Below are 21,469 nucleotides of genomic sequence, written 5' to 3' on the forward strand. Positions count from 1 at the left end.
AACAGTCAATAAAGGTTGCAGGCTTATTAATCGTGCGGAAACGATTACACGGTTTTGGGCGGGAGCATCAGGAAAGAGGAATGGCGTAACATGTCGAGATAGGTGTCCACAAACCGCTCAGCATTCTTCTGTAAATCAAAGCTTTCCGGAATAAAGAGCCAGTTTTCCATCAGGCCAGTCAGGTAAGCACGCAAAATAACGGCGGCCTGACGGGTGTCCAGCGTGGCAGGTAATTGTTTTTCTTTAATACATCTCTCAAGAATACGTTCAATTTTACCGTATCCTTCCATATAGAGTGATTTACGCGCTTCATGAACGGACGTCATCTCCCCAACAAATTCACATTTATGGAATATAATTTCCATCAATGCTTTACGTTGAGGATCGGTGACGGTGGCGACCAGAATGTAAATCAGTATTTCACGCAAAATACACAGTGGATTATTCGGAAACTTTGTCTGATACTCTAGTTCGAGTACTTTAATCTGGGACTCATAGGCCTCCCAAATCGCGTTAAACAGTTCCACTTTGTTCCTGAAATGCCAATAAATTGCGCCCCGTGTCACACCGGCTGCATTCGCAATATCAGTCAGCGATGTCGACGATACTCCCCGGGCAGAAAACTCACGCACAGCCGCATCCAGTATGTGTTGTCTGGTCTCAAGCGCCTGTGATTTGGTTTTTCGTGCCATAGGATTATCTTTCAGGGGAGTTTGATTTACATACATTCTTGAATGTATGTAACATAGCATGCACATACTAAGAGCGCAGCAATGGATTTTAAGTCTTGTGATCCATTGGACAATTTGAAATCGGACACTTGAGGTTTATTTATGAACAAAAACAGAGGGTTAACGCCTCTGGCGGTAGTTCTGATGCTATCCGGAAGTTTAGCACTTACAGGATGTAACGATAAAGACGCCCAGCAAGGCGCGCCGCAAGCCCCTCAGGTTGGCGTCGTTACACTGAAAACAGAACCGCTTAATGTGACTACCGAACTTCCTGGCCGTACTGCTTCCTTCCGTATTGCCGAAGTACGTCCGCAGGTTGGCGGCATTATCCTGAAACGAAACTTCGTTGAAGGCAGCGAAATTAAAGCCGGGACCTCTTTATATCAAATTGATCCAGCCACTTATCAGGCCGCGTATGACAGCGCTAAAGGCGATCTGGTAAAAGCGCAGGCAAATGCGCAAATTTCTCGTCTTACCGTGACTCGTTACAAACCTCTGCTCGGCACCAACTACATCAGTAAGCAAGATTACGATACTGCTGTAGCGACCGCGGCGCAGGCCGATGCAGCTGTAGTGTCCGCGAAAGCAGCGGTTGAAACAGCGCGTATCAATCTGGCTTATACCAAAGTGACTTCCCCTATCAGCGGACGTATTGGTATTTCCTCTGTGACCGAAGGCGCGCTGGTATCCACTGGCCAGGCGACAGCAATGGCGACCGTGCAACAGCTCGATCCTATCTATGTTGACGTCACCCAGTCGAGCAACGACTTCCTGCGTTTGAAAGAGGAACTGGCTGATGGTTCCCTGAAACAGGTGGACGGTAAAGCACAGGTCAAACTGCTGTTGGATAACGGTAAAGAATATTCGCAAGCGGGTTCATTGGAATTCTCTGATGTGACGGTTGATGAAACGACGGGCTCCATTACGTTGCGTGCCATTTTCCCTAACCCACAAGGTTCGCTGCTGCCAGGCATGTTTGTGCGCGCGCGACTTGATGAAGGGATAAACAACAACGCTCTGCTGGTTCCTCAGCAAGGTATCACCCGTAACCCACGCGGTGATGCAACAGCGATGGTTGTCGGTGCTGACAATAAAGTTGAACTTCGCACCGTCACCACAACGCAGGCAATCGGCGACAAATGGGTCGTGACAGATGGCCTGAAAAGTGGCGATAAAATTATCGTGACAGGTCTGCAAAAAATTAAGCCAGGCGTACCGGTAACTGCACAGGAAGTTGATCAAAACGCAGCAGCACCCGCTACAGCGACGAAGTCTTAATAGGAGCCGGTAATTCATGGCTAAGTTTTTTATAGATCGTCCCATCTTTGCATGGGTGATCGCCATCATCATCATGTTGGCAGGGGCACTGGCAATTCTTAAATTGCCTATCGCGCAGTATCCAACCGTTGCGCCACCGGCTATCCAGCTGACCGCAACTTACCCGGGTGCGGATGCGCAAACGGTACAGGATACGGTTACGCAGGTTATCGAACAGAACATGAACGGTATCGACAACATGATGTACATGTCGTCGACCAGTGACTCTTCTGGTACGGTGCAGATCACCCTGACCTTTGCTTCTGGCACCGACGCGGATATCGCGCAGGTTCAGGTTCAGAACAAACTGCAGCTGGCAACCCCATTGCTGCCGCAGGAAGTTCAGCAACAGGGTATCTCCGTTGAGAAATCGAGCAGCAGCTTCCTGATGGTGGCGGGCTTTATTTCCAACAACGGTTCGATGTCCCAGGATGACATCGCCGACTACGTCGGTTCGAACATCAAAGACCCGGTCAGCCGTACGGCAGGTGTCGGTGATGTTCAGCTGTTTGGTGCCCAGTACGCGATGCGTATTTGGATGGATCCGAACAAACTGAACAACTACCAGCTGACGCCGGTTGATGTTATCAGTGCGATTAAAATTCAGAACAACCAGATTGCCGCAGGCCAGCTCGGTGGTACACCGCCGGTTCCGGGTCAGCAATTGAACTCGTCTATCGTGGCCCAGACCCGTCTGAAGTCTGCGGATGAGTTCGGTCAAATCATTCTGAAAGTGAATCAGGACGGCTCTCAGGTTCGCCTGAAAGACGTGGCGAAAATTGAACTGGGTGGTGAAAGCTACGACGTTATCGCCCGCTTCAACGGACAACCGGCAGCAGGTTTGGGTATCAAACTGGCGACCGGCGCGAATGCCCTTGATACAGCATCATCGGTTAAGGCTACGCTGGCTAAGCTTCAGCCGTTCTTCCCGGCGGGCTTAGAAGTTGTTTATCCGTATGACACCACGCCGTTCGTTAAGATCTCCATCAAAGAAGTGGGTAAAACACTGTTCGAGGCCATCGTCCTGGTATTCCTGGTGATGTTCTTGTTCCTGCAGAACTTCCGCGCGACGCTGATCCCAACGATTGCCGTTCCGGTGGTATTGCTCGGTACGTTTGCCATACTTTCTGCGTTTGGCTATTCGATAAACACCCTGACGATGTTCGGGATGGTGCTCGCGATAGGCTTGCTCGTCGATGATGCCATTGTGGTGGTAGAAAACGTCGAGCGTGTCATGGTCGAAGAAGGCCTGCCGCCAAAAGAAGCCACCAAAAAATCCATGGAGCAAATCCAGGGTGCGCTGGTGGGTATCGCGATGGTGCTGTCCGCAGTATTTATCCCGATGGCCTTCTTCGGCGGTTCAACCGGTGTTATCTATCGCCAGTTCTCCATCACTATCGTTTCGGCCATGGTGTTGTCTGTTCTGGTAGCGATGATCCTGACGCCAGCACTGTGTGCGACCATGCTTAAGCCGGTTGCCAAAGGCGAACATCACGATAAGAAAGGTTTCTTCGGGTGGTTTAACAAGAAATTCGAGCAAAGCACGCACCACTACACCGACAGCGTAGGCAACATTCTGCGCAGTACGGGTCGTTATCTGGTGATTTATCTGCTGATCGTTGTGGGCATGGCGTTCCTGTTTATCCGCCTGCCAACCTCCTTCCTGCCGGAAGAAGACCAGGGCGTATTCCTGACCATGGCGCAGTTGCCAGCAGGTGCGACTCAGGAACGTACGCAGAAAGTGCTCGATGAAGTCAGCAACTATTACCTGACCAAAGAAAAAGCCAACGTGAACTCCGTGTTTACCGTTAACGGTTTTGGTTTTGCAGGTCGTGGTCAGAATACCGGTATCGCGTTCGTCAGTCTGAAAGACTGGTCTGAGCGTGGCGGCGCTGAAAACAAAGTTCCGGCTATCGCAGGCCGTGCAATGCATGCTTTCAGTACCATCAAAGATGCTCTGGTATTCCCGTTCAACTTACCGGCAATTGTTGAGTTAGGTACGGCGACAGGTTTCGACTTCCAGCTGATTGACCAGGCTAACCTTGGGCATGACAAACTGACACAGGCACGTAACCAGTTGCTGGGCATGATTGCTCAACATCCTGATTTGCTGACTCAGGTTCGTCCAAACGGTCTGGAAGATACACCACAGTTCAAAATCGAAATTGATCAGGAAAAAGCAACGGCTCTGGGCGTTTCAATTTCCGACATCAACACCACGTTAGGTGCGTCGATTGGTGGTAGCTACGTCAACGACTTCATCGACCGTGGTCGCGTGAAGAAAGTGTACGTGCAGGCTGAAAACAAGTACCGCATGCTGCCATCAGATATTAACAATCTGTATGTGCGAGGCAGCGCAGGCCAGATGGTTCCGTTCTCCGCGTTCTCGAGCGCGAAATGGGAATACGGTTCACCGCGTCTGGAACGTTATAACGGTCTGCCTTCGATGGAAATCCTGGGTCAGCCAGCACCGGGTAAAAGTAGTGGTGACGCGATGGCAATGATGGAGTCTCTGGCTTCTAAACTGCCAACCGGTATCGGCTACGACTGGACGGGCTTGTCTTATCAGGAACGTCTGTCCGGTAACCAGGCTCCAGCGTTGTACGCAATCTCACTGATTGTCGTCTTCCTGTGTCTGGCGGCGCTGTATGAAAGCTGGTCTATACCGTTCTCGGTTATGCTGGTGGTGCCACTTGGTGTGGTCGGCGCGCTTCTGGCCGCAACAATGCGTGGCCTGAGCAACGACGTTTACTTCCAGGTCGGTTTGTTGACCACCATCGGGTTGTCCGCGAAGAACGCCATATTGATTGTGGAATTCGCCAAAGACCTGATGGATAAAGAAGGTAAAGGTCTCATCGAGTCAACGCTGGAAGCGGTTCGTATGCGTTTGCGTCCGATTCTGATGACTTCACTGGCCTTCATCCTCGGCGTAATGCCGCTGGTTATCAGTTCCGGTGCAGGTTCCGGTTCTCAGAACGCCGTAGGTACGGGCGTAATGGGCGGGATGATCACCGCAACACTGCTGGCGATCTTCTTTGTTCCGGTCTTCTTCGTGGTGGTCCGCCGCCGCTTTGGTAAGAAGAACGAAGACATCGAACATACCCACAAAGTAGAGCATCCGACGCTGTAACAGGATCTGCTCCCGATGAAAGGCCGCTTATGCGGCCTTTTTTTTCGCCTGAGTCTTGAACCGGAAAACAGATAGGTGCATACTTATTGTTATAGTATAACATAACACTTAGAGGCATTATGAAACCCGCTATACATCCTGCGTACCGCACCGTGGTTTTTCATGACACCAGCGCAGACGAATACTTCAAAGTCGGTTCAACCATTTCTACTGACCGAACCATTGAGCTGGAAGGCGTAACGTATCCGTATGTGACTATTGAAGTTTCTTCAGCGTCACATCCGTATTACACCGGAAAGCAGAAAGAATATTCAAAAGAAGGCAGCACCGCCCGCTTCAATCAACGCTTCGGCAGCTTCCTCGGTAAGAAATAAACAACTTCAGGGAATATCAAATGCAGGTACTGAGTTCATTGCGTTCGGCCAAAAAACGACATCCGGATTGCCGCGTAGTCCGTCGTAAAGGTCGGGTTTATGTGATTTGCAAAAGCAATCCACGCTTCAAAGCTGTGCAGGGTAAAAAGAAGAAACGTTAATATTTTCTGTGTGCCCGTTTACCCAAAAAACAAAAGCCCCGCCGCTTGCCCGACGGGGCTTTTTCTATCACTAAGACATGATGTAAACCTCCCCACAGTAAAACCATGGGGAGGGAAATCTTATTTCATACTGGCGACAATCGTCTCAACGTTATGCTTGAAAGCTTTCACGTAAGTCATTGCCGGGCCTTGCGGGCCTGACAATGCTTCCGGATACAACTCTCCGCCCGGTTGCGCACCGCTGGCCGCAGCAATCTGTTTCACCAGACGCGGATCAGTTTGATTTTCGATGAAGTAAGTTTTCACTTTTTCCTCTTTAATCTGCTTGATCAAAGAAGCCACGCCGCTGGCACTGGCCTCAGCTTCGGTAGAAAAACCAACCGGCGCCATAAAGGTGACGTGGTATTCCTGACCGAAATATCCGAATGCATCATGGCTGGTCAGCACTTTGCGTTTTGACTGAGGGATCCCGTTGAATTCCGTTTTAGCCCAGGCATCCAGTTTTTGCAGTTGCTCGATATACGCCGTACCGCGCTGACGGAAATAATCCGCATCTTCAGGATCGGCTTTGATTAACGCATTCATGACGTTAGTCGCGTAAATCACACCGTTCGCCATGCTATTCCAGGCGTGAGGATCGGTGATTTGCTTGCCGTCTTCTTCCATCTTACGGGAGTTAATGCCTTCAGATGCCGTGACCAGATGGCCTTTATAGCCGGAGGCCTTCACCAGACGATCAATCCACCCTTCCAGACCCAAACCGCTGACAAAGACGACGTCAGAGGCATTGATAGCTTTACTGTCTTTAGGTGACGGTTCAAAACTGTGTGGATCGCCATCAGGCCCGACCAATGCGGTCACCTTAACGTGTTCGCCCCCGACTTCCTGAACGATGTCACCCAAAATAGAAAAACTGGCTACTGCCTCGACGGTTTTCGCCATCGCCAGCGGGCTCGACAGCAGGGCAGCTACTGCGAGTGATACAGGTAATACTTTCATCATGTCCCCTTAATAGTGGTACTTCTTAACAACGCGAGGCCGTTAACATCCCGCCACGCCTTCCAAATAAAACTGAAATAAAGAAAATGACGGTCGCGCTCAGCACAATCGCAGGCCCGGCAGGCAGTGAGGCGTAATAAGACCAGACAAGCCCGACCACGCTGGAAATCACGCCAATAATCATGGCGCTCAGCAAGGTGTGCGGTAAGTCACGCGCCCAGAAACGAGCGCTGGCCGCAGGTAACATCATCAGGCCGACTGACATCAGCGTGCCGAGGATCTGGAAACCGGCGACCAGATTGATGACCACCAGCGCCAGGAAAATCCCGTGGATCGCCGCCAGCCATTTCCCGGCGCTGACGCGCAGAAATAAAGAGTCGAAGGATTCAATCACCAGCGCGCGGTAAATACAGGCCAGCACCAGCAATGACACGCTGGTAATAATACCGACCATTATCATGGCGGAAGAATCGATGGCCAGAATCGAGCCAAACAGCACATGCAGAAGGTCTACGCTCGAACCGCGCAGTGAAACCAGCGTGACGCCCAGAGCCAGCGAACCGAGATAAAAACCGGCGAAACTGGCATCTTCTTTTAACTGGGTCCTGCGGCTCACCAGCCCGGAAAGCATGGCAACCGCCAAACCCGCTATAAATCCACCAATTCCCATCGCTACCAGCGACATACCTGAAATCAGATAACCGATCGCAGCGCCGGGTAACACCGCGTGCGAAAGCGCATCGCCGACCAGGCTCATACGGCGTAATAAAAGGAAAACGCCCAGCGGCGTGGCGCTGATTGATAACGCAATACAGGCGATTAATGCGCGGCGCATAAAGCCGAATTCAATAAACGGATCGGCCAGTAAATGAAAAAGCATCATGAATTTGCGACTCCCGCCGCCAGAGAAAAAGGTTCTGCTGAAACACAGGCATGTGCATGATGAGGGAAATGTCCCAGAACATCGTGCACACTTCCCCACAGATTTTGGCTGGCGCTGAGATAAAGTACGTGAGGAAAATGCCGGGCGACCATGGAGATATCGTGTAGCACTGCGATCACGGTTTTGCCTTCCTGATGCCACTGCGCGATGACTTTCAGCAGCAGTTCAGTCGTCTGGCTGTCAATACCGGTGAAAGGCTCATCGAGCATAATTAACGGTGCCTGCTGAACCAGCAAACGCGCAAACAACGTGCGCTGTAGCTGACCACCAGAAAGCGAACCAACGGGAAGCTGCGACATCTCGGTCATCCCGACCGTCTCTAAGGCCTTCGATACCGCCACCGCTGACTGGCGATTAATCCCGCCAAATAAACCGCTTTGCGGCCAGCAACCCATCGCGACCAGGTCGAATACACTGATGGGAAAACTGCGATCCAGCTCCGCCTGCTGCGGCAGATACGCCAGTCGCGGGCGTTTGCCGCCCGTAAATGTAATGTCGCCCGCCACGGACTGTTGCAGCCCGGCCAGCGTTTTCAGAAATGTCGATTTCCCTGCGCCGTTCGCGCCGATAATCGCCGTAAGCGAACCACTCTGAAACTGCCCGTTCAGTGGCATGGCAACCGCATGCCGGTCGTAACCGACTTCGACGTCATTAACAAAAATCATGGTAGTGAAATCGCCCAATAAATCGCGGCCCATAAAACAATGAGCACAGCCAGTACCGCAACGCAGCGCACCGGCGAAGAAAGCGTAAAAAGTGTTCTAGTCATGACTCCTCCATTCGTTATAATATAACATCACAAACCAGCCTACAGAGCAATACGTGAACTGTTTCAGCTTTTTACCGGTTGAGGTAAAACAGGTGGAAAGCCGCGCCGGGATGGAGTCAAAACTGTTAGAAAAGGGTAAAAATTGATGTGCAGATAGTAATTCCCAATACAATCATAAAGTTATGAAATTTCGGTGCGGGATTTTTTTTCACTGCTCAAAACACATCCTGATAAAAATGTGTAATAATGAAAAGGTAAGCGAGTAAGAGGTAATAACTGTTGAAGAAAATCATCCCTTACGATATTAATGAGAAAATTCTAACTCCTCAGAGACTGCAACAGATAATTGACAGCACTTTATCTGAAATTGAAGCACCGTTAATTGGGGATTTACGTTATTTCTCAGAAAATGCGCAATATGAACCAAATTCTTTGCAAATCGTGTCAATAACACAAATTGGCCATAACTATTATTCAATGACTTACCGTTTTCGCTGGACAGTCTTCAATGGCTGCCTGGACATTAATGCCGAAGAGTTCATGACGCAAAGTGTCACATTCCATGTTAAACCTGAAGGTTTGGAGTTTGATATTATTGAACTGAGCAAAGGAACGACAGCGGACGAATTGTAAGTTTGAGTAATACGTTTGCACAGCTTTCTGAAAATGAATTATATTTAAATTACTAACTGTTTATAAATCGTGTAAACCTCCGCGCAAAGACATTGTCTGATGTGATGGTCTTTGAAGTTTTAGTAAGTTCATAGCGTTTGTAGTAAGAGCCGTTTCCTGTAAGCCACCAAGTTTTGTTGTTTACTCACAGAGTGTTATCAACACCGAATAAACCATTACGGAGGGGATGATATGGATGAGTACTCGCCTAAGCGGCACGATATTGCTCAGTTACGCTACCTGAATGAAATGCTGTACGATGAGGGGATTGCAACACTGGGTGATAGTCACCATGGCTGGGTCAACGACCCGACTTCAGCTCTAAACCTGCAGCTCAATGAACTGATCGAACACATTGCGTCTTTCGTGATGAGTTTTAAAATTAAGTATCCGGATGATACCCATTTAAGTGACCTGGTTGAAGAGTATCTGGACGATACCTACACCCTGTTCAGTAATTATGGAATTAACGATTCTGACTTGCGTCAATGGCAGAAAACCAAGAAGCGACTATTCAGAATGTTCTCAGGGGACTACATCTGTACCCTGATGAAGACTTGAGTAATAATTTACAGGCAGTCATCAGATAAAAATGAAAAGGCGAAGATGAACAAAATCGACTATTTGATGCGTTTAAGAAAATGCACCACTATTGATACACTTGAACGTGTTATTGAAAAAAATAAGTATGAACTTTCCGACGACGAACTCGAATTGTTTTACTCGGCGGCAGACCATCGTTTAGCGGAGCTAACGATGAACAAACTGTACGATAAAATCCCGGTAGCCGTTTGGAAATTTGTACGTTGATCGATAAAGTTGGGTCGAAATAATCTTCGGCCCAACGCTTATTATTTATACAAAATAACGTTAATGTTATTTAACAATCCCTTTCAGATTAAACGTTCTGCCTTCTGTTTGATCTGCTTGTGAAATGTCTGCAATAAAAACTGAAAACATTGTTCCGTTTTCGGCAACCTCAATGGCGCGGGTTTACGTATCATCGGTACCGTGCGGCTTAATGCCGGCTGCGGTAAATGAATCACCGTTAATTCCAGTAATAAAGTGTCGTTGGTCAGGTCGTGAAATTCCACACGAATTTTAGGGAAATATTCGGATAATAATTGCGGAACCGCCGGAAATAACAGCGTACTGCCTGAAGACACAAGCCCGATACGTTGAGTCCTGTCCCCCCTGCCACATAATTTGCTGTATATCGTCGAAAACACCCTGCGCCGTATTTAATAAGCGCTCTGCATAAGGCAGCACACGGCTTGACCCTGTACAGTCAGGCTTACGCCCTGTGCGGTTCTGTGCAGTAATTTTCCGCCCAAAAAATATTCAATTTGTCGAAGCGCGCTGCTCAGCACTTCATCAAAAAACAGGCGCAGAAATTCCATGCCTGTTTTTTCAGGCGAAGGCGGAGTTTCAAATCTACGCGTGAACGGTATTGCAGGAGAGGTAAAACGGGAGGGCCTGAAATTGGTGGAGGCCCTGCCAGCTACATCCCGGCACACACGATACCTGCTATGGCTGCTTCCTTCCGGACCTGACCGAGTTAACAAGTTAGTGTTGCGGGAGAACCAACAGGGCCCCCATTGTCGTTGTTGGCTCCGCGTCTCTGCACAAGAGAATCGAAGCGGTGGGCATTATCTGTGATGACCAGAGCAAAAGCAAGTTAACCGCAGACAACCGTTGTTTTCTTAAACAATACGCCCAGATTAGGCCGGACAGACCCCCGTTTTTTACGTCATACTGTCCGGTAAACACTGAGGAGGATGTCATGTCAGAGCCCGATAACTTTCGCCAGCGCGTATTTCAGATTATCGCCGCCATCCCCGCCGGACACGTCACCACCTACGGTAACGTGGCACAGCTTGCAGGTTCTCCGCGCGCAGCACGTCAGGTCGGTGGTGTCCTGAAAAAATTGCCGGAAGGCAGCACGCTGCCCTGGCATCGCGTAATTAACCGCCACGGCGAAATTTCACAGCAGGGCGAAGATTTCAAGCGTCAGCGTCAGGCATTGCTGGCTGAAGGGATCGTCTTTAAGAAAGGTAAAATAGATTTAGAGAAATATGGCTGGAAATGGTGAATCTGCATACATAAAAAAGCACCGCCGGAGCGGTGCCTGAGTGCGGATTTGCAACCACTAGATCAGTAAGTTGACTGCGTTGGCACTGCGCTAATCGGTGCAGGTGAAGTCCCCAGCCCCGGATTAGACGGGTTGCTTAACAGACCTGAAGCTTCAGATTTGGTGGCAACAGGTACGGCGACAACCGGCACAAGTTGCAGATCGGCACGGGTACCCTGACCGTGATTAATCACTTCCTTAATGCTATCGGTGACAAAGGTCATCTGACCATTAACGGTCACCGCTGCGCTCAACAGAACGCGGGCATTTGGCGCAATTTCCTGCGGGTTATACGGCAGGATAAACGTAAACGGCGCCTGTTTACCCTGTGTTCTTGCGACTTTCTGCGAAATGACGCGAGAAGGCGCATCTGCTATTGACGCATCAGACAATGTAACTGTCAGAACCGCATCAGGTGGCAAGGCCACACGCTGATTGATAAACACGCTACCAGACACATTTGGGCCGGTGATCGCAGGTTCGGTCGCCGGACTGGCCGCCGTATTAACAGGGGGTTGCTGCGCTGGAGCCTGGTGGTGCGGTGCGCACCCGGCAAGAGTCAAAGACAGCGCGGTTCCACCTACTATCTGCCAAAGTTTCATTGATCGTACTCCCTTTTTATTAGTCGCTTGTCGACAAGCTGTAATAAACGCCGACGATGAATTTAGTCACTTTAACCAGCTTACCTACCAATTATGGCACAAAAATCTGAAGTTTGCCTCCCGACAACAAAACAGGGCTTCTGAGCGCCAGAAAGATCCACTATGATTAACAGGTTAGACCTGTGCCAGAAGATGCCTTTTTTCAGCGTCCGGCACGCATCAACCGGTAACTTTCATGAGGCCACTATGAGTCAGGCATTAAAAAATCTGCTGGATCTTTTAGATCTGGAAAAAATCGAAGAAGGACTGTTTCGTGGTCAAAGTGAAGATCTGGGTTTACGACAGGTCTTTGGTGGTCAGGTTGTCGGTCAGGCACTGTACGCCGCCAAACAAACCGTGCCGGTCGATCGTGGCATCCACTCTTTTCACAGTTACTTTTTACGCCCGGGCGACAGCAGCAAGCCGATTATTTATGACGTTGAAATCCTGCGTGACGGCAACAGTTTCAGCGCACGTCGCGTGAAAGCCGTACAACATGGAAAGCCGATTTTTTATATGACGGCCTCTTTCCAGAGTCAGGAAGAAGGCTTCGAACACCAGAACACGATGCCGGATGTGCCACCACCGGAATCGCTGGTTTCAGAATCAGATATTGCCAAAAATCTGGCGCATCTTATCCCGGAAAAATTCCGTGAAAAATTCATCGGTCACAAACCTATCGAGATGCGTCCGGTTAAATTCCATAACCCGTTGAAAGGCAGTATTGAAGAGCCGCACCGCGCCGTGTGGTTCCGCGCAAATGGCGAAATGCCTGACGACCTGAGGATCCACCAGTATTTACTGGGCTACGCGTCTGATTTCAATTTCCTGCCCACCGCGCTGCAACCTCACGGCATCGGCTTCCTTGAGCCGGGAATGCAGGTGGCAACCATCGACCATTCGATGTGGTTCCACCGACCTTTCCGCATGGATGACTGGCTGCTGTATGCCGTTGAAAGCACTTCGGCTTCCGGTGCCCGTGGTTTTGTCCGTGGCCAGTTCTACACGCGTGACGGGGTTTTAGTGGCCTCAACGGTGCAGGAAGGCGTTATCCGTCAAAGGCCAGTCGAGTAATACGCATTTGATGTAAATAGCAGACGTAAAAAAGGGGCGATGGTGAAATCGCCCCTTTCAATTCTTGATGGTTATTATTTTGTACTGCCTGATAAGAGAATTTAGCGCACTGCTTTCTCTGAAATCAACTTACTGGTTGTAAGCATTCTCGCCGTGGCTGTTGACATCCAGACCTTCACGTTCCTGCTCTTCAGGAACACGCAGACCTACAATCATGTCAGCCACTTTGTAACCGATGAAGGCCACAACGCCAGACCAGACCAGCGTAACGCAGACGCTGAAGAACTGAACCCAGACCTGATGACCCATGGTCACGCCTTCTGCATAACCCACACCACCCAGAGAGCTGGAAGTGAATACGCCGGTCAGCAGACAACCTACGATACCGCACACGCCGTGAACGCCGAATACGTCACAGGTATCGTCAACACGCAGCCATTTTTTCAGGGTAACCACACCCCACAGGCCGGTGACGCCGCCTACCAGACCGATAATCAGAGCACCGCCTACGCCGACAGTACCGCACGCCGGGGTGATAGCAACCAGGCCTGCGATAGCACCAGAGCTTGCGCCAAGCAGAGAAGGCTTACCGCGAACCATCCACTCAACCAGCGTCCAGGACAGGATTGCACCTGCGGTTGCAATCACAGTGTTCAGGAAAGCCAGAGCCGCAATGGAGCTCGCCGCACTTGCAGAACCCGCGTTGAAACCAAACCAGCCCACATACAGGATTGAAGCACCGGTGAACACCATCGGCAGGTTGTGTGGTTTGAAGGCTTCTTTACCAAAGCCCGCACGTTTGCCAAGCAGATACGCACCGACCAGACCTGCAATAGCGGCGTTGATGTGTACAACTGTACCCCCCGCGAAGTCCAGCGCGCCATCAGCCGCCAGGAAACCGCCCGCCCAAACCATGTGAGCCATCGGGATGTAAGAGAAGGTCAGCCAAATCACAGTGAAAATCAGCACCGCAGAGAAACGAACACGTTCAGCGATACCGCCCACAATCAGCGCGACAGTTATGCAGGCGAATGAGCATTGGAACGCTACGTGAATCATCTGGGAGAAGGTGCCGGTAACAGAATCCAGGCCAATACCTTTCATCATCACATTGCCGAAGCCGCCGAAGAAGGCGTTACCTTCACTGAATGCCAGGCTGTAGCCATACAGGATCCACAGCACGCAGACCAGTGCGAAGGTCACAATGACCTGAGTCAGCATGGACAAAACGTTCTTAGAGCGCAGTAAGCCGCCGTAGAACAGTGCCACGCCAGGTACTGTCATAAACAGTACCAAGGCTGTACAGATCATCATAAATGCGTTGTCAGCGCCGTTTGCAACTGCCGGTGCTGCTGCCATGGCAAGCGAAGGCAGCAATGCAACTGCGCCAAGCCCCATCATGGATAAAAGTTTTTTCATTATTAACCCACCCCTGTTTCTCTAAACTGTTTTTTCTAACCTGATTTATATCAAAGCGATTTATATCAGAGATAAAGGCCTGAAATTACAGTGCTGCTTCGTCAGTTTCACCCGTACGGATACGGATGACACGTTGCAATTCAGCAACGAAAATTTTGCCATCACCGATCTTGCCGGTGTAGGCCGCTTTGCTGATCACGTCGATCACTTCATCAAGCTGATCATCAGCGATAGCAATGTCGATTTTTACTTTTGGCAGGAAGTTCACGCTGTATTCCGCACCGCGGTACAACTCAGCGTGACCTTTCTGACGGCCGAAACCTTTAACTTCCGTTACGGTCAGTCCCTGAATTCCAACAGCAGACAGCGCTTCACGCACGTCTTCAAGCTTAAAAGGTTTGATCACCACAGTAACCAGCTTCATTGTGCCACTCCTCGAATTAAGGGCTTGCCGCGAGAAACCTCGCGCCCGATACGGAATGGATAAAGCAAAGGGTGTGCCAGAGTTAGAATTGCGCAAATATTCATGAGATTCCCGCGTAATACGGCATTTTCGGAATATTCGTGACCCGGCGCACAGTTGTGCAACCGTATTCACCGAAGCCTTGTGCGCACCATTTAAGTGCCTGACGCTACTTTTTAGTGCAAGGCATCGGGCAAGGTTTTTTTACTGCATGGGTAAGGAGCGGGATGAACGAAAATGAAGACGTAAAGTAGCGCGGAGAAATGCACTGGCGTAACAAACAGGCTACGCCAGCTCAAAGATTATGCGTTTTCTGTGGCTGAAATATCCGCACCAGTGGAAGCCAGTTCCTGCCCGGCCAGCTGCAACTGATACATCTGATAATACCGGCCTTTTTCCGCCAGAAGCTGGAAGTGGTTACCTTGTTCAACCGCCTGACCCCGGTGCAATACCAAAATATTATCGGCATCGACAATCGTAGAAAGGCGGTGGGCAATCACCACCAGAGTGGTTTGCTGACGAATAGCCCTTAAGGCACGCTGAATTGCCTGCTCGGTTCCGGAATCAATATTGGCCGTTGCCTCGTCAAGGATCAGAATCTCAGGTGCCTGCACCAAAACGCGCGCCATCGCCAGCAACTGTTTCTGGCCCACGGAAAGATTATTCCCCTGTTCACCCAGACGCGTATTCAGCCCCTCCGGCATTTCCCGCACCAGCGGAGAAAGCTGCACGATGTCCAGCGCATGCCAGACCTGCGCTTCATCAATATCACGTCCTAAGGTCACATTAGCGAACACGGATTCCGCCAGTACCACCGGATCCTGCTGAACCATAGCGATGCCTTTGCGCAGGCTGGCGTGTGATAAGTCTGCGAGGTTTCTTCCGTCTACACGGATTTCGCCTTTATTGAGCGGGTAATATCCCATGAGTAAATTCGCCAGCGTACTTTTCCCGCTGCCGGTGTGCCCGACCAGCGCCACGAAACCACGCGACGGAACATGCAGCGAGATATTTTCCAGCACCCACTTGTCAGCCTGATAAGCAAAGCTGACATCCCTGACTTCAATTTCCCCGCTGGTGAGCAATTTGTCGTCCGGGCCGTATTGCTGCTGGGTTCTGTCCATCAAATCAAAAATACGTTCACCGGCAACCACCGCCTGCTGCAAAATTGACTGCTGCGAAGTCAGTTCGATCAGAGGTTCATTGAGGCGTCCCAGATAGTTGATGAAGGCATACAACACCCCACACCAATAGAGCCTTCGGCGCTGAATCCGAACAGCAGCAGTAAACCGCACAGAATTAAAGACGAGAAAAGGCTCAGTAATGGTCGCAGCAGAAAACCTTCCAGCCTCAGCGTTTGCATACGTGCCATGTAGTGCGACTGGCTGGCACGCGTAAGGCGTTCACCAAATCTTTTCTGCTGACGGAATTGCTGGATGACGTTCATGCCATTAATGACTTCGTTAAACCCATCATTTATGTCAGCCAGATAAGCGCGCACCTTGCGAACGACCGGTGTGCTGTAGATCTGATACAGCCCCATTACGACGAATACGGCCGGGAAAATACAGATAGCAACGCAAGCCAGCCGCCAGTCGAGACTAAACATCGCAATCAGCATTGCGCCAATCAGGGCAATACTCCGTAACACCGTCGAGACCACGGTTACGTATAAATCGCGGATCACTTCCGTATCATTGGTCACGCGGGAAATAAGCTGCCCGACCGGCTGAGTATCGAACGCGCTGAGCGGCTGCCGGAGTGCGGCGTCCATAACATCTGTACGCAAACGCTGGACCACGCCAACAGCGGCGCGATTAAACAGCAGCGCCTGAAAATAGTGCAGACTTGCCGCAAGAAATTGCAGGAAGATAAAGCAAAGCGCCAGCAAGCTGACTTTCCCCCACGGTAATTCCCCTTTCGCGACATAGTGATCAATAAAGAAGCTGATCAGAATGGGGCCGGTCACTTCCGCTGCGGCGGCAACCCACAACATGATGACAGCATAGGAAAGTGGCTTAGAGTAAGGTTTTCCGTATTTGAGAAGTCGTTTAAGCGTTGGCCATAACTTCTGAATTTTATTCACTTTTTGCTCAGCCACGTTCCGTCTCCTTGTCCTGCGGCGCGTCGTCCAGAGCAGCTTCAAGCTGCTGATAGCGGAACATATCCCGATACCAGCCAGGTTGTGCAACAAGATGATCGTGATCGCCACGCTGCGAAATGCTTCCATGGTTGAACACCAGAATTTCACTGGCCTCAGTCAGGGCTGAAAGACGGTGTGCGCTGATAATCACCGTACGGTCACTTCCCCACTGCCGTAAATTATGCAGAATCTGATGCTCCGTGCGGCCATCAACTGCCGACAGCGCGTCATCGAGGATCAGGATTTCCGCTTTCATCAGCAATGCACGGGCGATGGAAATACGTTGTTTCTGCCCGCCGGAAAGCATCACGCCACGCTCACCGACTTCGGTTTCGTAACCCTGAGGCAACCGCAGAATGTCGTCATGTACGCTCGCAAGCCGGGCGGCTTCTTGAATTTCTTCCTGAGTGGCTTCCGGACGTCCCAGTGCAATGTTTTGCGCCACCGTATCGGAGAACAGGAAAGGCGTCTGGCTGACTATCGCCACACGCGCGCGCCAGTCGTCGAGCTGGATCTCTTTGAGGGATAAACCGTGATAACGCACGTCCCCTTCGGTGACGTCGAACTGACGTTGCAAAAGCGCCAGAAGCGTACTTTTACCCGAACCCGTCGGGCCGCACAGCCCGAGCATTTTGCCCGGTTGCAGGGAGAATTCGACTAAACGCAATGCGGTCTGAGCATTTTCAGGATACTGGAATCGCGTGATCTGCGCCTCGAGCACGGCACGGCCCGCAGGTAACGGTTTCGCTCCGTCCGCCACCGCAGGCGCCTCTTCCAGCAGGCTGCGGATACGGCTGTAAGCAGCACTTCCGCGTTCAACGATATTGAACATCCACGCCAGCGCCAGCATCGGCCAGATCATCAGCCCGAGATACATGACAAAACTGGTTAATTGTCCGAGCGTCAGGTGTCCGTTGACCACCATCCAGCTCCCGCCGCCAATCGCCAGCAGGTTTGCCATACCGATAGAGACGTAAATGGTCGGATCAAAACGCGCATCAACGCGGGCGACACGCATGTTTTTAGCGCCGGTATCCGCCGCAACATCGGCAAACTGTGAGGACTGATGATTCTCCAGCCCGAAAGCTTTGATCATCCGGATGCTGGTCAGGCTTTCCTGCGCCTGATCGTTGAGCGAGGAAAATGCCGCCTGCGCCGTTTTAAAACGGGAATGTAACTGGTCGCCGTAACGCTTGATGATGATCGCCATAATGGGCATAGGTACCAGCGAGAGTAACGTTAACTCCCAACTGATCTGGGTCGCCATCACTATTAGCACCGCCAGCCCCATGACCAGTGAATCGACCAGCGTCAGAACGCCCTCTCCGGCCGCAAAGACCACACGATCGACATCATTCGTCGCACGGGCGATTAAATCCCCGGTGCGATGACGAAGATAAAAAGCGGGGTGCTGACGGCTGAGCTGACGGAAAAATCCTTGTCGCAACTCGACCGCCAGCTGATAGGAGGCACCGAACAGCAACACGCGCCAGACGTATCGCAGTAAATACACCACCACTGCCGTACCCAGCATCAGGCCCAGCCACGCAAAAAGCACACTGGCAGACATTTGTTTTGACGTTACGCCATCAATGATTACGCCGACCAGCTTAGGGGCAGTAATTGCAGAATAGCAATAATGATCAGCAAGGCGACGGCACCCAGATACCGTCGCCATTCACGACGGAAATACCAGCCTAGTTGTGCAAACAGTCTCACGCAGAGTTTTCCATACAAATAGTAATGATTTTATTGAGTTAAACAGACTTCAGAAAGACCCGTTTTCTCTTCAGGCCGACAAGGATACCAGAGTTACCCGGCGTTTCTGATGAAACTTTTTACTGCAACTTTTGCATTAAATTGGCAATGCGGTGGTCGATTTTATGCGTTCCATCGCAAAACTTGAGGTCACATCGTTCAGTCCTGGAATGCCGTTCACAAGCCGCTTGTAAAAGTTGTCGTAGCTTTTCATATCGGAAACCTGAACCTGGAGTAAATAATCGTATTCTCCTGCCATCCGGTAAAATCCGAGCACTTCGGGAAACGCTTCCACCTGCTGAACAAATCGCTGATACCACTCGCTGTTGTGATGTTGCGTTTTAATCAGGACGAACGCCGTCAGGCTCAATCCAAGTTTTTCGCCATCCAGCAGTGCCACTTTTCCACAAATAATCCCGTCGTCTTCAAGACGTTTAATTCTTTTCCAGCAAGGCGTGGTGGTGAGATTTACCGCCTCGGCCAGTTCATTCAAAGAAAGCATGCAATCTTTTTGCAACAACGACAACAGCCTGAGGTCAATTTTATCTACCATAACGTACTCCGGGAGAATATTTTTCTACAAAACACGCATTTCATGGGCTAAAGGGTAACTTATTTCTCTGCCGATTGCGTTATTCTTAATATCACAAAACTTCCTCTGCGAGCTCTCACAATGCAAAATGCCTGGGTTAATCACGCTATTAAAGAAATCGACGCGGATTTTCAGCGTTCAGCCGATACCCATTTAATTCGTCTCGCACTGAACGATTTCCCCGGAATTTCGCTGTATCTGAAAGATGAGAGCACGCATCCGTCCGGCAGCCTGAAACATCGTCTGGCGCGTTCCCTGTTTTTGTATGGTCTTTGTAATGGCTGGATACGTGAAAATACGCCGATTATCGAGGCATCATCGGGCAGTACGGCTATTTCAGAAGCCTATTTTGCACGTCTGCTCGGCCTGCCTTTTATTGCCGTGATGCCTTCCTGTACGGCTCCCCGCAAAATTCAGCAAATTGAGTTTTACGGTGGCCGCTGCCACTTTGTTGAAAACTCCGGTCAGATTTATGCTGCTTCCGAACAACTTGCCCGCGAGCTGAATGGCCATTACATGGATCAGTTTACCTTTGCTGAGCGCGCAACCGACTGGCGGGGAAACAACAATATTGCTGACAGTATTTTCCGTCAGATGTCCCGCGAACCGCATCCCGTGCCGCGATATCTGGTGATGAGCGCCGGAACAGGCGGAACCTCTGCCACGCTCGGGCGTTACATCCGTTATCAGGGGCATGATACTGAACTGGTGGTGGTCGACCCGGAAAACTCCGTATTTTACGACTATTATCAGCAACGTGATGCCAGCGTAACCGCGCAATGCAGCAGCCGTATTGAAGGAATTGGCCGCCCCCGCGCCGAACCCTCTTTTATTCCCAGCGTGATCGACAGCATGATGCAGGTGCCTGATGCGGCCAGCGTCGCGACGCTTCACTGGCTGGAAAAGATGTTAGGCCGCAAAGTGGGCGGTTCTACCGGGACCAATGTCTGGGGCGCGTTGCAACTGGCTAAACAAATGCGCGAAAAAGGCGAGACAGGCTCAATCGTCACGTTGCTTTGCGACAGCGGCGAACGTTATCTGAATACCTATTTTGACGTGAACTGGGTCGCGAAGAATATCGGGGATATTTCGGTGTACGCACAGCAGCTTGAAGGTCTTAGCTGAGAGGCTGGATTTTGACTGAGCGTTTTCCTAAATAATTCGAGTTGCGGGAAGGCGGCAAGTGAGTGAATCCCGATGAGCTTACATAAGTAAGTGATTCGGGTGAGCAAACGCAGCTAACGCACCAGCAGCTTGAAGTATGAAGGAAAAAAGCCGGGACAGATAATCCCGGCCGCTGCAAAACCTTAATATTCGGGGGAATAGGTGAGGTTTGGTGTGTGCAGCCAGTGTTGCAAAAAGTGAGACACAGCCTGATTCCGGCAATGCCCGATAACTTGCAGATGCGGGGATTGTTCTTTCAAAACAGGCAACGCATTGCCCATGATCAGCCCCATTCCGACGCCTTCCAGCATTTCCCGGTCATTCATCGCATCGCCAAAGGCCATGCATTCAGACATTTTAATATCCAGCCCCGCCGTCAGAAGTGCCAGCGCGCTGCCTTTGTTGCAGCCCGGTGGCTGCACATCCAGGCAATCATGCGCGGAAAAACACAGGTCTAAACGGTCGGCGAAATGCGCTTTCAGCTGCGGAACCAGTTTCAGCAGTGTTTCATGCGGCGCGCAGAAACACACTTTGCTGTTGCCGGAATCGGGCAATGTACGCAGATCCTGTAAATGATAACGGAAACCGCTGAACTGATGCGGGATCAGTAAATCGGGATCGTCCAGAGCGGTAAACCAGCCATCATCACGAAAAACATGCTGACTCGCCGGTGTATCCCAGGCCGTATGCAGCAGTTCATGTGCACAATCTTCCGGTAAATCGCTGGCGTGCAGTAAATGCCCGGACAGGTCGTGAATGCGGGTGCCGTTGCCGGTAATCAGAAAACCTTCTATCCCGATATTGGCCAGAATATCTTTCATTTCAAGATAATGACGGCCGGTAGCAAAGGTGAGTCGCAGGGGTTTTTCGGCCAGCTGGCGCAGCGTTGTCAGCGTTTTCTCGCCCAGGGTATGGTCGGGTAAAAGAAGCGTGCCATCCATATCGAATGCAGCTAAACGGTACATATTTCCTCTCCGGGCGGCAATGA

General features: G+C 50.7%; 19 protein-coding genes, 1 other RNA gene and 2 pseudogenes. 10 read left to right on the forward strand and 12 right to left on the reverse strand.

Going from position 1 to position 21,469, the window contains the following annotated elements; genetic code table 11:
• Positions 1 to 44: 44 nt before the first annotated feature.
• Positions 45 to 692 carry a multidrug efflux transporter transcriptional repressor AcrR gene (acrR, locus tag ACM5QY_RS22040; RefSeq protein WP_416122959.1) on the reverse strand — a complete coding sequence of 216 codons (648 nt, stop codon included), beginning with the start codon at positions 690 to 692 and terminating at the stop codon, positions 45 to 47.
• A gap of 141 nt (positions 693 to 833) precedes the next feature.
• Here acrR and ACM5QY_RS22045 point away from each other — a divergent pair, with 141 nt between their 5' ends.
• The 4 genes from ACM5QY_RS22045 to ykgO all read left to right on the forward strand — a co-directional run bounded on the left by ACM5QY_RS22045 (position 834) and on the right by ykgO (position 5,713).
• Positions 834 to 2,009: an efflux RND transporter periplasmic adaptor subunit gene (locus ACM5QY_RS22045; protein WP_416122682.1), complete on the forward strand. Its 1,176-nt coding sequence runs from the start codon at positions 834 to 836 to the stop codon at positions 2,007 to 2,009.
• A gap of 16 nt (positions 2,010 to 2,025) precedes the next feature.
• Positions 2,026 to 5,178 (forward strand): multidrug efflux RND transporter permease subunit AcrB, encoded by a 3,153-nt coding sequence (acrB, locus tag ACM5QY_RS22050; protein WP_416122683.1) that lies wholly within the window; start codon positions 2,026 to 2,028, stop codon positions 5,176 to 5,178.
• A gap of 119 nt (positions 5,179 to 5,297) precedes the next feature.
• On the forward strand, positions 5,298 to 5,552 hold the full coding sequence (locus ACM5QY_RS22055; RefSeq protein WP_416122684.1) for a type B 50S ribosomal protein L31: 255 nt from the start codon (positions 5,298 to 5,300) through the stop codon (positions 5,550 to 5,552).
• A 20-nt stretch (positions 5,553 to 5,572) separates the two neighbouring features.
• Positions 5,573 to 5,713, forward strand: coding sequence for a type B 50S ribosomal protein L36 (gene ykgO, locus ACM5QY_RS22060; RefSeq protein WP_072034012.1), 141 nt, complete (start codon positions 5,573 to 5,575; stop codon positions 5,711 to 5,713).
• A gap of 120 nt (positions 5,714 to 5,833) precedes the next feature.
• On the opposite strand, the gene ACM5QY_RS22065 is transcribed toward ykgO, so the two are convergent.
• Genes ACM5QY_RS22065 through ACM5QY_RS22075 form a run of 3 tightly spaced genes read right to left on the reverse strand, consistent with a single transcriptional unit; the run spans position 5,834 to position 8,353 of the window.
• The gene (locus ACM5QY_RS22065; RefSeq protein ID WP_416122960.1) at positions 5,834 to 6,712 is read right to left on the reverse strand and encodes a metal ABC transporter substrate-binding protein; all 879 of its coding nucleotides are present in this window, start codon (positions 6,710 to 6,712) and stop codon (positions 5,834 to 5,836) included.
• A gap of 25 nt (positions 6,713 to 6,737) precedes the next feature.
• A complete protein-coding gene (locus ACM5QY_RS22070) occupies positions 6,738 to 7,595 on the reverse strand; it encodes a metal ABC transporter permease (RefSeq protein WP_416122685.1) in 858 nt (285 codons plus the stop codon).
• Complete coding sequence (locus ACM5QY_RS22075) at positions 7,592 to 8,353, reverse strand: metal ABC transporter ATP-binding protein (RefSeq protein WP_416122686.1); 762 nt, start codon at positions 8,351 to 8,353, stop codon at positions 7,592 to 7,594. Before ACM5QY_RS22075 ends, ACM5QY_RS22070 begins: the two co-directional genes overlap by 4 nt.
• Positions 8,354 to 8,703: 350 nt before the next feature.
• Between ACM5QY_RS22075 and ACM5QY_RS22080 the strand changes: the two genes are divergently transcribed.
• The 3 genes from ACM5QY_RS22080 to ACM5QY_RS22090 all read left to right on the forward strand — a co-directional run bounded on the left by ACM5QY_RS22080 (position 8,704) and on the right by ACM5QY_RS22090 (position 9,906).
• Entirely contained in the window at positions 8,704 to 9,057 is a 354-nt protein-coding gene (locus ACM5QY_RS22080) for a hypothetical protein (protein ID WP_416122687.1), read from the forward strand.
• Positions 9,058 to 9,288: 231 nt separating this feature from the next.
• Positions 9,289 to 9,657 carry an Hha toxicity modulator TomB gene (gene tomB, locus ACM5QY_RS22085; RefSeq protein ID WP_416122688.1) on the forward strand — a complete coding sequence of 123 codons (369 nt, stop codon included), beginning with the start codon at positions 9,289 to 9,291 and terminating at the stop codon, positions 9,655 to 9,657.
• A gap of 45 nt (positions 9,658 to 9,702) precedes the next feature.
• A complete protein-coding gene (locus tag ACM5QY_RS22090) occupies positions 9,703 to 9,906 on the forward strand; it encodes an HHA domain-containing protein (RefSeq protein ID WP_056771138.1) in 204 nt (67 codons plus the stop codon).
• Between the two features lie 682 nt (positions 9,907 to 10,588).
• On the opposite strand, the gene ffs is transcribed toward ACM5QY_RS22090, so the two are convergent.
• An RNA gene (gene ffs / locus ACM5QY_RS22095) (signal recognition particle sRNA small type) lies at positions 10,589 to 10,685 on the reverse strand.
• A gap of 194 nt (positions 10,686 to 10,879) precedes the next feature.
• Between ffs and ACM5QY_RS22100 the strand changes: the two genes are divergently transcribed.
• Positions 10,880 to 11,188, forward strand: a complete 309-nt coding sequence (locus ACM5QY_RS22100) for an MGMT family protein (RefSeq protein WP_416122689.1) — start codon at positions 10,880 to 10,882, stop codon at positions 11,186 to 11,188.
• Between the two features lie 62 nt (positions 11,189 to 11,250).
• Here the strand turns inward: ACM5QY_RS22100 and ACM5QY_RS22105 are convergent, their stop codons facing one another.
• On the reverse strand, positions 11,251 to 11,829 hold the full coding sequence (locus ACM5QY_RS22105; protein ID WP_416122690.1) for a YbaY family lipoprotein: 579 nt from the start codon (positions 11,827 to 11,829) through the stop codon (positions 11,251 to 11,253).
• Between the two features lie 246 nt (positions 11,830 to 12,075).
• On the opposite strand from ACM5QY_RS22105, the gene tesB reads away from it, so the two are divergent.
• Positions 12,076 to 12,942 carry an acyl-CoA thioesterase II gene (tesB, locus tag ACM5QY_RS22110; RefSeq protein WP_416122691.1) on the forward strand — a complete coding sequence of 289 codons (867 nt, stop codon included), beginning with the start codon at positions 12,076 to 12,078 and terminating at the stop codon, positions 12,940 to 12,942.
• Between the two features lie 129 nt (positions 12,943 to 13,071).
• On the opposite strand, the gene amtB is transcribed toward tesB, so the two are convergent.
• The 5 genes and pseudogenes from amtB to ACM5QY_RS22135 all read right to left on the reverse strand — a co-directional run bounded on the left by amtB (position 13,072) and on the right by ACM5QY_RS22135 (position 19,278).
• Complete coding sequence (amtB, locus tag ACM5QY_RS22115) at positions 13,072 to 14,361, reverse strand: ammonium transporter AmtB (RefSeq protein WP_416122692.1); 1,290 nt, start codon at positions 14,359 to 14,361, stop codon at positions 13,072 to 13,074.
• Between the two features lie 85 nt (positions 14,362 to 14,446).
• Positions 14,447 to 14,785: a P-II family nitrogen regulator gene (glnK, locus tag ACM5QY_RS22120; RefSeq protein ID WP_009639071.1), complete on the reverse strand. Its 339-nt coding sequence runs from the start codon at positions 14,783 to 14,785 to the stop codon at positions 14,447 to 14,449.
• A 341-nt stretch (positions 14,786 to 15,126) separates the two neighbouring features.
• A pseudogene (locus ACM5QY_RS22125) lies at positions 15,127 to 16,910 on the reverse strand (SmdB family multidrug efflux ABC transporter permease/ATP-binding protein).
• 7 nt (positions 16,911 to 16,917) lie between these two features.
• A pseudogene (locus ACM5QY_RS22130) lies at positions 16,918 to 18,686 on the reverse strand (SmdA family multidrug ABC transporter permease/ATP-binding protein).
• A 136-nt stretch (positions 18,687 to 18,822) separates the two neighbouring features.
• Entirely contained in the window at positions 18,823 to 19,278 is a 456-nt protein-coding gene (locus ACM5QY_RS22135; RefSeq protein WP_416122693.1) for an Lrp/AsnC family transcriptional regulator, read from the reverse strand.
• 120 nt (positions 19,279 to 19,398) lie between these two features.
• On the opposite strand from ACM5QY_RS22135, the gene ACM5QY_RS22140 reads away from it, so the two are divergent.
• Positions 19,399 to 20,442, forward strand: coding sequence for a PLP-dependent cysteine synthase family protein (locus tag ACM5QY_RS22140; RefSeq protein WP_416122694.1), 1,044 nt, complete (start codon positions 19,399 to 19,401; stop codon positions 20,440 to 20,442).
• A gap of 182 nt (positions 20,443 to 20,624) precedes the next feature.
• Here ACM5QY_RS22140 and cof read toward each other — a convergent pair whose 3' ends face one another.
• Complete coding sequence (gene cof / locus ACM5QY_RS22145; RefSeq protein ID WP_416122695.1) at positions 20,625 to 21,446, reverse strand: HMP-PP phosphatase; 822 nt, start codon at positions 21,444 to 21,446, stop codon at positions 20,625 to 20,627.
• Positions 21,447 to 21,469 lie beyond the last annotated feature (23 nt).

Source organism: Rahnella sp. PCH160 (assembly GCF_047784855.1).
Lineage (GTDB): Bacteria > Pseudomonadota > Gammaproteobacteria > Enterobacterales > Enterobacteriaceae > Rahnella.